Raw genomic sequence first — 11,900 nt, 5'->3', positions numbered from 1 at the left:
ACTTTGCTGAATTTGTAATATCATCTGTCCCGTTTCTACTAAAGATTCAACGGGGAGATTGTCCTGATTATTATTAATAGGAGAATTTCCTATGGTTGAGTTTTGATTGGGGGGATTTTTAGCAGTAGCAGAGTTTTGTAAAAAAGATGGGTTTTCAATTACTCCTTGTCCGGTGATTGGTGACTGTATTGCTACAGCCGCATTAATTTCAGCTTGGACACCAGCGAGGAGTGGATCTGATATTGTATTAGAATTTTTCTTAGTTAAATTTAATCCTTTAACTAAATCACTGGTTTCATAAAAATTTCTCAAATCAAAATCATATAAACCTTGAAATTTACCTGCAACTACAACCATTAACTGTCCCGCTTCCAGGACATAGTTTTGCGAAGCTTTCTGATTAAAAACCTGAATACCACTATTTGTGAGCGCCCCAACAATGGTTGTATCTGTTGTGGGATTATAGCGAACAAATAAGGCTGAACCACGAATTGCGGCCACTGCATTGGGTGTTTTAATCTGTGTTTGTCCTTGTCCAGGAGGGATAAGCAGTAATACAGTTCCATTGGATAGTTGAAAATTGCGTTGTTTAGGGACAAATTTAAATACTGCTTGTTCTCCTAACCGTGCCAAAGATCCATCATTAAAACGTAAATCTGCAAGGGAGGATTTACCAGTCGAAACACCATCTCCAGGGGTTATAATATCTAAGTGACGGGCAGGACGCTTGTTTAAGTTATCTTTGGGAAGAAATTGGACTATGTTATGCAGTTTTTGAATTTCTGCTTTTGTTAAAGGAGTGAAAGCAATTGCTCTATTTGGTAAATGGAAAACTATAACTGTTGATAAACCCAGCACAAAATGTGGTAAAAGTTTAGTAAGCATAACTGACATACCTCTGGAAAAAATAAAAAGTTGTGTTTTTTTTCATTTGTTAAGGCAGCGCAAAACACCTTTTAATAACAATTGTGGAATATTTTTATAAAATGCCAGCAACACTCCCAGAAATCCCACCCAAAGTCTGGAAAAACCTATTTTTTTTAACTGTATTAGCTTTTACTAGTTGTGAATGGTGTTATCTTAGTGACAATCAAGCATGGGCAGCTAATTTAGAGGATCAGGAAAATTTAAATTTGACTGTATCTAATGTAACATATTTTGATGATACAGAGCAAAATCAACAGTCTCAGGATTCTCAACAAAAATACTCACAAATACAAGTAGAAACAAAAACAGAGGATATTAACAATTCTCCACAGCAGGGACTATCTGATGATTTACCCCAGGAGGCTGTAAATACCACAGAGCAATTATATAATCAGGCTGATATCAATCTATCTGAAAAGCTCAAGACTCCTTTACCGAAGTTACAACAGCAAACCCAGTTACCACCAGAATCAGATGTTGAACAGGAGTTGGGTTTACGGGTGAGGCCAAAACCAGTAGAGGGAATACCCGCAGTTGAATTCAAATCTATAGGTTCTTTAAAGGCTCATGTTGGTTACTTTGGGACCAGTAATATCTTTTCTGCTCAGGATAATCCCATACAAGATGGTTTAGTTTTTTCTGGATTAACTTTAGCTTCTGCTTATTTTCCAGTAGGTTCTCATACCTATTTAAATGGCTCTATTGATGGTAATTTGATTCGTTATATTGACCAATCACAATACAGTTACAATCAATTAAAATTGAATTTTGGTATTTATCAACAATTATCTCAAAAAATGTATGGAGAACTTGCTTGGAGTAATCAACAGTTGTTCTATGCTCAAAATGGCGATTTCTTTAATGCAGGAGAACGCTTTTTAAATGAACATTCCTTAAGTTTATCTTTGGGAAGAAGGGATAATATCAGTGAAAAATTAGTTGTAGATAGTTTCTATGAATTAAGTGTTAATTTCGCTGAACCAGAAAATCGCAGTCGAGTCATTAATTCTTTGTGGGTTTCTTTAAATTACTATTTACAAAAACCTTTACAAGTGGGGATTAATTACCAAGTAAATCTATCAGACTTTACCCAACGAGAAAGAGAAGATCAATTTCACCGTTTATATGCAAATTTAAATTACCGCATTTCTGATCAAAGTAATGTGAATTTGCAATCTGGGTTTAATTTTGGTGATTCTAGTGTTAGCAATATTGATTTTTCAAGCTGGTTTTTTAGTGCAAATTACAATTTTGAATTAGGTAGGTTTTAAAGTGGTAATTGGTAATTGGGAAGAATTTCTTCCACTGACCACTGACCACTGACCACTGACCACTGACAAATAACTAATAACTAATCCAATCACTCCAGCTACCAGCATAAAGTTTACCTGTGGGAACTCCAGCTATGGCTAAAGAAAGTAAATTTACACAAGCGGTAACACCAGAACCACAATAAACTAAAATTTCTTTAGTTGAGTCTATATTTTGCCACCGTTGAGATTGTTCTGACTGAGGAAGTATGCAACCAGAAGCGTCAGTTACTTCTTGCCAAGGATAGTTAACAGCACCGGGAATATGTCCAGCAATTTTATCAATTGGTTCTTTTTCTCCACGATACCTTTCTGCTTCCCTAGAGTCTACTAAAACTACATCTGGACTATCTTTGTGATTTTTAACATACGTAAAATCTACAAGTTTATCCGCTTGTAATTGGGGAATAAATATTCCTCTTGCAGCGGTAGGAATTACATCTGTCACAGAATAACCTGCTTTTTGCCAACGGTCAAAACCACCATCTAAAACAGCTACTTGTTCATGTCCTAAATACTGTAATAACCACCATAACCGAGAGGCAAAAGCCAAGCGAGAATCATCATAAGCTACTACTAAAGTTTCTTGGAAATTCACCCCAATTGCTGATAACTTTTCTGCTAACTCTGTGGTGCTTGGTAAAGGATGTCTTCCCCCATGTTCTTCTACAGAACTAGATAAATCTTGATTTAAGTCTAAATAGTAAGCACCTGGGATATGATTAGCTTGATACTGTTGTTTTCCTAATTGGACATCAGCCAAAGAAAACCGACAATCAACAATCACAACTTGAGGATTATTGATATTTTCAAATAGCCATTGTGGAGAAACAATAAATTGATTAATCATCGGTAATTGGTAATTGGTAAAAATACTTATCTTTTTCATGACTCAGGGACTCTTGTTGGTGATTGAGATCCTTGCTAAAGTGATCTTCAAACGACAACAACAGGCCACTGCTATGGAATCAACCTCACAATCGCACAAAAGGTGACTAAGTTATAGTTTTCATACACATTATGTATATTTACTGTGATTTTCCAGATAAAACTTTACCAAAATTAATATTTGTGTAATAATTCTTGATATAGAAGCTTTCTTATATAACGAGTATATAAGAGCATAAATGAACTAATGATTAAAAATTTCACAAAAAGTTTGTGAAATCTACTTTTTTAATTTTTAATTTCACTCTGTGGTAATTTATTAAATAATCAGGAGATAATTTCGTGATTCAAGAACAATTAAAGTCTATAGATTCTACAACTAACGCACTAAATATGATGTTGGAAGTAGCAGCACCTTTATCTACTGAGATTGCATCTGATATGACCAATACTTACGATTCTATAGTTTATAAAACATCAAGTCTTTTAGAAAGGCATTCAAATTTAGAAGGGACTGATCAATTATTATTTTTTTTTGCTGTAGCTATTGGTAGCCGTGATTCTGATACAGGTAATCACTGTGAAAGACTGGTGAAAATTGGTTCTGAATTTGGTGCATATCTGCAACTTTCACCGTTAGAAATTAGAAATTTGAATTGGGGTGCTTATCTCCATGATATTGGTAAGATCGCCACTCCTGACGCAGTGTTATTAAAGAAGGAAAAACTTACCCCAGATGAATGGGAGATAATGAAGCAGCACGCTGTAATTGGGGAAAAAATTTGCCAGCCACTAGCAAGTACAAAAGGTGTACTTCCTATTATTCGTCATCACCATGAACGCTGGGACGGCTCAGGGTATCCAGATGGACTTAAAGGGCATGAAATTCCCTATATAGTCCAAGTATTTCAGATTATTGATATTTATGATGCCTTGATTAGTGAAAGACCTTATAAAAAAGGTTTGTCTCCAGAATTAGCAATTGCACTAATGCGGAAAGAAGCTGAGGCTGGTTGGCGTAATCCTGAACTAACGGAAAAATTTGCTGAATTTATCAGAAAAAAAGCTGAAAACCCTTGAGGTTAAGTTTTGTAGGTTGGCGGAAAAACTTAGCTGTCCTTTACCTTTAGTATCTTGAGAGCGGGGAGTATCAACAAAATAACCATAAGCAAAAACCAAACCTCTAGTTAAACAAACTCCCACCAATTGCCAAACCTATCCTTTAAGCCGTAGCAGCTAATATATAGTGTTATATAGTGTATACTTACGGAAGCTATAGGCATCATTAAATATGGCTAACGCTACTCTTTGCGCTCAGAAATCAAAAAACTTTTAAATCTTTTCCCTATTCCCTGCTATAAATATAGTTTTTCAACTTTTTTAGATTTTTGTCAATCATCGGGGAGTCAAGTCAATGAAGATATTAGTGCTGAGTTGGGAATTTCCACCAAGGATAGTTGGGGGAATTGCTCGTCACGTTGCTGAGTTATACCCAGAACTGATCAAGCTAGGCCATGAGATTCACCTGATTACCCCTGAATTTGGTCCAGCATCCTTGTATGAAGTAGTGGAAGGGATTCATATCCATCGTGTAGAAGTGGCAGCCAATAACGACTTTTTTCACTGGGTGGTGAACTTAAATGAGAGTATGGGATCTCATGGTGGTAAATTGCTGATGGAAAAAGGTCCATTTGATCTGATTCATGCTCACGATTGGTTAGTTGGGGATGCCGCGATCGCTCTTAAGCATATCTTTAAAATTCCCCTCATTGCCACAATTCACGCCACAGAACACGGACGTTACAATGGCATTCATAATGATACCCAAAGCTATATTCATCATAAAGAATATACACTAGCGGAAAATGCTTGGCGAATCATTGTTTGTACTGAATATATGCGTCAAGAAATGGTACGAACACTATATATTCCTAATGATAAAATTGATGTAATTTATAATGGTATTCGCCCAGAAAAGAAAATACATCACCAAGATTTTCATGCTCAAGATTTTCGGCGACGATTTGCCGCAGATTATGAAAAAATTGTGTATTATCTTGGTCGCATGAGCTATGAAAAAGGTGTACCTGTATTGCTTAATGCTGCCCCCAAGGTACTTTGGGAAATGGAGGGTAATGTTAAATTTGTCATAGTTGGTGGTGGTAATACTGAGCATCTCAAACGTCAAGCTTGGGATTTAGGGATTTGGGATAAGTGTTACTTTACTGGTTTCCTGGCTGATGAATACTTGGATAAATTTCAAACCATCGCTGACTGTGCAGTTTTCCCCAGTTTTTATGAACCCTTTGGCATTGTGGCTTTAGAAAGTTTTGCTTCTCGTGTACCAGTAATAGTTTCGGATACTGGTGGTTTTCCAGAAGTAGTTCAACATACAAAAACGGGAATTACCACTTGGGTAAATAATCCCGACTCTGTCGCTTGGGGAATTTTAGAAGTTTTGAAAAACCCAGATTATTGTCAATGGTTGGTAAATAACGCTTATGCAGATTTAGAAAAAAGATTTAGCTGGCCAAAATTAGGTCAGCAAACAGAAATGGTTTATGAAAGAGTAGTGAAAGAGCGATCGCAAATTGTTTGGTAATCAAAAACGGCATAAAAATGAGATTTTCCCAGAGTACCAATGAGAATTAAAGACTACTCTGATTATTGGCCGTGAAAAACAGTACAAACCCTGTACGCTGGGAATTTAACCCTTAGAAATGCGAGAGTTAGAAATGATTGCTGTTTGCTTGACAAGATTTTAATATGACAAAGGCATTCCTAAGTATATCCAGGCGTTTGCAGAATGCAACAAATACCTTGTTGAGGATGGTAAACCGAATCATAGATCGTTTAACAGCCAAGTTAAAGCGGTTCTTTAAGGATATCATCAGCGATATCCAGCCCCCTACATCTGAACCAGCTTATAAACTACCTAAACTAGCTGGTCCTGTTCATAATTTAGGTGGTGGTGGTACTGATGTTGATGACGCTATTCAGTGGATGATTAATCAAGTCAGGGGAGGTAGTAACAGCGACAATAAAGTTAATGTTTTAGTAATTCGTGCTGCTGGTAGCGATGATTATAATCAACTAATTTATCGCATGAGAGGTGTCAAATATGTAGAAACTCTCATCATTCGGAATCGCCAAGAAGCAAATAGAACCGATATTTTTGATAAAGTCAGAAATGCTGGTGTAATTTTCTTTGCTGGTGGTGATCAATGTGAATATATTCGCCACTGGAAAAACACTAAGTTAGAAGTTGCTATCAAGTCAGTTTACGATAAAGGTGGGGCTATTGGTGGTACAAGTGCCGGGGCGATGATTCAAAGTGAATATGTTTATGATTCCTGTGCTTGTGACGATAGCATTGAAACTCATGAAGCCCTTGATGATCCCTACGGGAATATTACCTTTACCTATAACTTTTTTCAGTGGAAATATTTGCGCGGAACTATCATTGATACTCATTTCGATGAACGCAAAAGAATGGGAAGAATTATGGTTTTTATTGCTAGACAAATTCAAGATGGTGTATCTTCAAAAGCGTTAGGAATAGCAATTAGTGAAGAGACATCTTTACTGGTTGATAAATACGGTATTGCTAAAGTTATGGGTAAAGGTTCAGCATATTTTGTCTTAGGAGATCATCCTCCAGAAATTTGTGAAAAAGGTAGTCCTCTCACCTATCACGACTATAAAATTTGGCGAGTTCCTAGAGGTGATACATTCGATTTAAATAAACTACCTTCACGAGGTTATTATCTCAGAAGTGTGAAGCGGGGAAGATTTGACTCAGATCCTTATTAGATATTGAGTGACTTTAAATGTGTATCTTCTAGAATTTTTGTAGAGATGTTTTATGAAACGTCTCTATTTTTCTTTCATTTCCCAATTAACCTAGCACCGTTAACCCGCACAAATTCGCCCCAAAGCCTGTTATCGCAAGTTTCTGAAAATGTTGCTAAAATTTCAGATAGAGAGACTCAACAAGATATTGCAGCTTATACAGAGATTTTAGCCGGTTTACGGTTTGAGAAAAACTTGATTCGTCAATTGTTAAGCGAGGAAATTATGCAAGAATCAGTAATTTATCAGGATATTTTGCAAAAAGGTGAGCAACGGACGATTATCCGTTTGCTTAATCGCCGTTTTGGAGAAATAGATTCATCATTACTTAATAGCATCAGAATGTTAACCATTGAAAAGTTAGATGATTTAGCAGACTCATTGTTAGATTTTTCAGAAATCTCTGATTTAGTAACTTGGTTAAGTCGGAATGAAAGTTAATTAAGTGGGCTATCTTTTATCTCTTTCTATTTGCGTCTTTCCGTGAGAAAAACCCAAAATTAAGATCCCCGACTTCTACAAATTCAATTTGATAAATAACAAAATTTATCAAAGAAGTCGGGGATCTAAAAACTTCTAAAAATCCTCATCATCAACAAAAAACTCTGCATCCTCATCTACTCTAGATTGTGACTCTCCCAACCCCCAGAGAGGTTGTAAAACGGCTGTACCTAACAAACCCACAGCCACACTAAAAGCCAATATCAAACCAAAGGGAATTTGGATTGATTGAAAACCCAAAAACCGTAAAGATACAGGAGTAGCATTTTGCACAGAAATGAGAGCGATCGCCACTACCCAAATAGCTATAATTAGTAATATTAAAAAATTCGCCAATATTTTCAAAATCATAACTTTAAATAAAGATAATTCCCCTCCTCGCAAGCGGGGAGGGGTTAGGGGTGGGGTTTTATCCTAACTTAGCAATTTCAGCTTCCATGAATTTTGCAATCTGGCTAAGTTTTTCCGGTGAGTTAGTTTCCATGTACACTCTCACCAAAGGTTCTGTCCCAGAAGGACGCAGCAACACCCAGCTACCCTCTTCCAAATACAGTTTAATACCATCTTTCCTTCCCACCTCTTTCACCTTGATTCCTGCCACTACAGAAGGCGGATTTTGGGTGTAAGAATCAATCACGGCAACTTTGTGATCTTCCGTGAGGTGTAAATCCAAGCGATTGTTATACAAAGGCCCATCAGCTTCAGCAATAGCTTCCTGTACCAACTGACTCAAAGGCTTACCTTCATAAGCGATCGCCTCAGCTACTAGCATATCTGCTAAAACCCCATCTTTTTCAGGAATATGCCCAATGATACTCAAACCACCGGATTCTTCTCCACCAATCAAAACAGCGGTTTCCCGCATTTTCTCACCAATGTATTTAAAACCCACCGCAGTTTCATAAATTTGCAAGCCATACTTAGCAGCAAAATTATCTAATAAGTGCGTAGTTGCCACAGTCCGAACGATCGCACCGCTTTTACCCTTGTTTTTAATCAAATGCCGTGCTAGAACTAACAGCACTGTATTGGGAGTCAGAACATTACCTTGTTCATCAACAATACCAAAGCGATCGCTATCACCATCGGTAGCCAAACCCAAATCAGCCTGATCAGCTTTCACAGCTTCCACCAACTCCACCAACTGTTCCCCTTTGGGTTCAGGCATACCACCCCCAAACAGCACATCTCGCCAATCGTGGAAACTTTCTAATTGACAACCACAGTGTTGCAAGACTTCATCTAAATAGCCACGGGAGGTAGAATAAAGGGCATCATACTTAACCTTTAAATTCGCACTTCTAATTTTTTCCACATCTAGCAAGGTGTAGATAAAATTCAGATAATCGGGCTTAGGATTAAAAGTAGAAATTGAACCAGATGGGTTACTTCCAGGTAACTCGTCCGATGCCATTTCTATATTAGCGACAATGGTATCAGTAATTTCTGGAGTCGCCGGACCCGCATAATCGGGTATATATTTAATCCCACAATAAGGTGCAGGATTATGACTAGCAGTAAACATCAAAGCCCCTGCGGAATTCAGCAGCCGGGCATTGTAGGCAATTACTGGGGTGGGACAATCCCGATCAGTAATTTTCACATTCCAGCCCAAATCTGCCAAAACTGCGGCAGATGTCCGGGCGAACTCGTCAGCTAAAAACCTAGTATCGTAGGCAATTAAAACAGGTTTGTCCTTACTATAGGCAGTTTCCAGATAACTAGCGATCGCTCTAGTTACTTTCCGCACATTAGGAAAAGTAAAATCATCAGCAATAATTCCGCGCCATCCATCAGTACCAAACTTTATCTTACCGGAATTGCTAGGGTTACTCATATTGCCACTCTCTCCCGTGCATTATTATTGCTATTTACTTATTTACTATTAGGAAGCATCCCGCAAACCTGTGGAATAGCCACTAAGCCGCAAGTATCCCCAAGGTAATTTCTCTCACTCTACTGAGCAGATGTCAACCCCCGATAGACCCTTTGTTAGTTACCACCTTTGGTCGTTATTTGCCCCCAGCCGGGGACAGGAACATTGGCATTGCCAAATGAGAAGAGGGTTTATTAAAGCCCGACAACATGAACCACAAGTCAAGGCTTTATTAGCAACAGCTACCCCACCCCAGCGGATTGGGATTCTCGCCCAAAAAGGTGTATATGAGTTTCATCGTCATCTTCAATGGTTAACTCAGGTTGATGGTGTGGAAAAAGTTGCCCGGTTATTGGGATTGAGTCAAACTCATGAAACTGTTAAATATCGAGTATTGCAAATTTTACGAAAATATCAAAATGCCCCTTTATTATTAGGTAAGCGGATTCTGGAACTGACTGCGGGTGATGAAGGTTTTCCTAAACCGATTGTGATTGAAAAACAAGATTATTGCTTTCGGTTATATGCCGCTATGGACTGTATATTTATTGAATCTGATAGCACCTTACATATTTTAGATTTTAAAACTGGTAGATCGGCTTTTGACCACAGACAAGCATTGGTTTATTTACTGGCAGCCCGTTATCTTTATCCTGGTAAACCCGCAGTTGCCTCTTTTTATAATTTGGAAATTTGCAAAAAATCGGAATTAATTACTATTAGTAATAGTGAATTTAAATCTTTAGAATCTGAATTGGCTAATATTGCCCATCAACATCAGGAAGATTTACAACAATATGAAGCTAAAAATAGCAACTTCAGTCAAATATTTCCCCCAAATCCCGGCAACCATTGCCGTTTTTGTGCTTTTAGTTCTATCTGTGAATTCGCTGATTTAAAATTACCAAAATCTTATTCGATGCCAATTACTAAACCTCACTCTTCTCCCAGGTCTTCTTAGTTTAAAGAAGCAGGAATAGCACTTTTCATCATTATGGATGAATATTTACCAGCAATTAATCAATAAGTTTGCTGGTAAAGTGGTTTCCGCACCCTTCGTTATTTCTTATGAAGTTAACAGAATGTTTTCCGCAAGCCTTAACTATTTGTATCCTTTCCAATGGGTGACTTCTAATTCACCTTTAGGTGTAAATACTACTTGAAAGTGAGCCAAGGGTTCTTTGTTATCGGGTGCAGCTACATTTGAGCCATAAATCGCTTGAAACATCTGGGGAAGAGGTGTTTCCTTAAAATAATCAAAAGCAACTTGGTTGAGTGGTTCATAGTCAGCAATCACACCTTCTTTATTCACCGCTACTCGATATTTCAAATCGCTGGCAAAGGTGGGACTAACACTCCAATTTTGACGAATTGTACTATACAGCTTTTGATTTAGATCTTTGATTTGACTGGTATCAGTAATTTTTTTGCCAGTCACTTCTGGTGTTTTAGCGTATCCTCCCCAAGGACTAATTTCTAAAATACCTTTTTGAGTAAAGACGACTTTGAATTGAGCAATGGGTTCATTCGGGTTGCGATTAGCAGGATTATAGAGCAGTTTTGGCAGTGGTGTTTTTTCGATAGCGTCACTGGCTTTTTGATTGACTGCTTTATAACCAATGATACTCCCGTCGGCGGCAACACCTAAACGATAAACTAAATCCTCTGGTAATTCTGAGCGATTTGTCCAAACTGGATGAATTTGATTATAAACTTGGCGATTTAATGCCCGTAACTGAGATGGATCTGTTATTTCTGGAACTGTCTTTAAAAGTGCTTCTACATCTTTAACTGTGATGGGTATGGCTGTTTCTGTAGGTGTGGCTGCTGCTGTGGGTGTTACCGAGGCTGAAGGTTGAGGTGTGGTTGTGGGTATGGAAGTGCTGGATTGTTCCTCTGGTTTGACTATGGCTTCACTACGCAAGCTATCCGGTGTACGGATTTGGGGAGCAGGAATGAGGCTAAAAGCTAATGCAGCTACGGCTAGACTGGATATGCCTACGGTAGCGGGGATTGCTTGTTTGAGTATAACTTGATTTGAACCACCATAGCTGCGAGTAACTGGGTGTAGTTCTAGGGATAATTCTGGTAAAGTCTGGCTATCAGCAAAAAACTGATCTACAGCTTCAACTAAATCAAATAACTGGACTGTGTTTAAGTCTATTTGAATTGTTGATTGTTGTCCTTGGTTGGTGTTGTCTTCTGTTACTTCGGAGTGAACAATTAATCTGTGTCTGTTGCTGTCAATTTTTTGTAATTCTACTAACTCTGACTGATGATTTTGATTTGCAAATTTTTTCTGAGGGCTGTTGGGGATGTTACTTAAAACTTCTTGGGCATAGGTGCTGACGGCTCTAACTAGGCTTTCAAAAAATTCCCTACCCCCACCTATGGGTTGATTGTAATTAGATAAATAGCATTCTGCATTTACTAATATGGATAGATCAGGACGCAGTTCTTGAAAGTTAGCAGTCCGTGTCATGTCACTTAACCCTTCTAGGAGCAGGGTACAATTAGGCAAACTATACTTACGTTGGATATTCATT

General features: G+C 37.9%; 10 protein-coding genes and 1 pseudogene. 6 read left to right on the top strand and 5 right to left on the bottom strand.

What is annotated here, in order from left to right; all coding sequences use genetic code 11:
• A partial coding sequence (locus FJR11_RS20170) for a FecR family protein (protein WP_168506958.1) occupies nt 1–885 on the bottom strand: 885 nt, incomplete at its 3' end.
• A 101-nt stretch (nt 886–986) separates the two neighbouring features.
• On the opposite strand from FJR11_RS20170, the gene FJR11_RS20165 reads away from it, so the two are divergent.
• Complete coding sequence (locus FJR11_RS20165) at nt 987–2,198, top strand: hypothetical protein (protein ID WP_174763153.1); 1,212 nt, start codon at nt 987–989, stop codon at nt 2,196–2,198.
• A 73-nt stretch (nt 2,199–2,271) separates the two neighbouring features.
• Here the strand turns inward: FJR11_RS20165 and FJR11_RS20160 are convergent, their stop codons facing one another.
• Nucleotides 2,272–3,087, bottom strand: a complete 816-nt coding sequence (locus FJR11_RS20160) for a sulfurtransferase (protein WP_168506966.1) — start codon at nt 3,085–3,087, stop codon at nt 2,272–2,274.
• 557 nt (nt 3,088–3,644) lie between these two features.
• Here FJR11_RS20160 and FJR11_RS20155 point away from each other — a divergent pair.
• The 4 genes and pseudogenes from FJR11_RS20155 to FJR11_RS20140 all read left to right on the top strand — a co-directional run.
• Nucleotides 3,645–4,205 (top strand): annotated as a pseudogene (locus FJR11_RS20155) (HD-GYP domain-containing protein); the annotation flags it as partial.
• Between the two features lie 334 nt (nt 4,206–4,539).
• Nucleotides 4,540–5,727 (top strand): glycosyltransferase family 4 protein, encoded by a 1,188-nt coding sequence (locus FJR11_RS20150; protein ID WP_168506956.1) that lies wholly within the window; start codon nt 4,540–4,542, stop codon nt 5,725–5,727.
• Between the two features lie 164 nt (nt 5,728–5,891).
• Nucleotides 5,892–6,938, top strand: coding sequence for a cyanophycinase (locus FJR11_RS20145; RefSeq protein WP_174763152.1), 1,047 nt, complete (start codon nt 5,892–5,894; stop codon nt 6,936–6,938).
• 45 nt (nt 6,939–6,983) lie between these two features.
• On the top strand, nt 6,984–7,418 hold the full coding sequence (locus FJR11_RS20140; protein WP_168506952.1) for a DUF4351 domain-containing protein: 435 nt from the start codon (nt 6,984–6,986) through the stop codon (nt 7,416–7,418).
• A 135-nt stretch (nt 7,419–7,553) separates the two neighbouring features.
• Here FJR11_RS20140 and FJR11_RS20135 read toward each other — a convergent pair whose 3' ends face one another.
• Together FJR11_RS20135 and FJR11_RS20130 are read right to left on the bottom strand one after the other, a co-directional pair.
• A complete protein-coding gene (locus FJR11_RS20135; protein WP_174763151.1) occupies nt 7,554–7,829 on the bottom strand; it encodes a lipopolysaccharide assembly protein LapA domain-containing protein in 276 nt (91 codons plus the stop codon).
• A gap of 58 nt (nt 7,830–7,887) precedes the next feature.
• The gene (locus FJR11_RS20130) at nt 7,888–9,315 is read right to left on the bottom strand and encodes a phosphoglucomutase/phosphomannomutase family protein (RefSeq protein WP_168506950.1); all 1,428 of its coding nucleotides are present in this window, start codon (nt 9,313–9,315) and stop codon (nt 7,888–7,890) included.
• Between the two features lie 130 nt (nt 9,316–9,445).
• Here FJR11_RS20130 and FJR11_RS20125 point away from each other — a divergent pair, with 130 nt between their 5' ends.
• Nucleotides 9,446–10,315, top strand: coding sequence for a PD-(D/E)XK nuclease family protein (locus FJR11_RS20125; protein WP_168506948.1), 870 nt, complete (start codon nt 9,446–9,448; stop codon nt 10,313–10,315).
• A gap of 141 nt (nt 10,316–10,456) precedes the next feature.
• On the opposite strand, the gene FJR11_RS20120 is transcribed toward FJR11_RS20125, so the two are convergent.
• Entirely contained in the window at nt 10,457–11,899 is a 1,443-nt protein-coding gene (locus FJR11_RS20120) for a DUF4335 domain-containing protein (RefSeq protein ID WP_168506946.1), read from the bottom strand.
• Between the last annotated feature and the right edge of the window lies 1 nt (nt 11,900).

Source organism: Anabaena sp. UHCC 0187 (genome assembly GCF_009712035.1).
In the GTDB taxonomy this organism is placed as follows: domain Bacteria; phylum Cyanobacteriota; class Cyanobacteriia; order Cyanobacteriales; family Nostocaceae; genus Dolichospermum.
Note: the sequence above shows the minus strand (reverse complement) of the source record. Positions and strands in the feature narration are given on the sequence as shown.

Excerpts from the sequence above, each read along its gene's own strand:
- FJR11_RS20165 (WP_174763153.1), top strand. The coding sequence starts at position 987 with ATGCCAGCAACACTCCCAGAAATCCCACCCAAAGTCTGGAAAAACCTA.
- FJR11_RS20160 (WP_168506966.1), bottom strand. The coding sequence starts at position 3,087 with ATGATTAATCAATTTATTGTTTCTCCACAATGGCTATTTGAAAATATC.
- FJR11_RS20150 (WP_168506956.1), top strand. The coding sequence starts at position 4,540 with ATGAAGATATTAGTGCTGAGTTGGGAATTTCCACCAAGGATAGTTGGG.
- FJR11_RS20145 (WP_174763152.1), top strand. The coding sequence starts at position 5,892 with ATGACAAAGGCATTCCTAAGTATATCCAGGCGTTTGCAGAATGCAACA.
- FJR11_RS20140 (WP_168506952.1), top strand. The coding sequence starts at position 6,984 with ATGTTTTATGAAACGTCTCTATTTTTCTTTCATTTCCCAATTAACCTA.
- FJR11_RS20135 (WP_174763151.1), bottom strand. The coding sequence starts at position 7,829 with ATGATTTTGAAAATATTGGCGAATTTTTTAATATTACTAATTATAGCT.
- FJR11_RS20130 (WP_168506950.1), bottom strand. The coding sequence starts at position 9,315 with ATGAGTAACCCTAGCAATTCCGGTAAGATAAAGTTTGGTACTGATGGA.
- FJR11_RS20125 (WP_168506948.1), top strand. The coding sequence starts at position 9,446 with ATGTCAACCCCCGATAGACCCTTTGTTAGTTACCACCTTTGGTCGTTA.
- FJR11_RS20120 (WP_168506946.1), bottom strand. The coding sequence starts at position 11,899 with ATGAATATCCAACGTAAGTATAGTTTGCCTAATTGTACCCTGCTCCTA.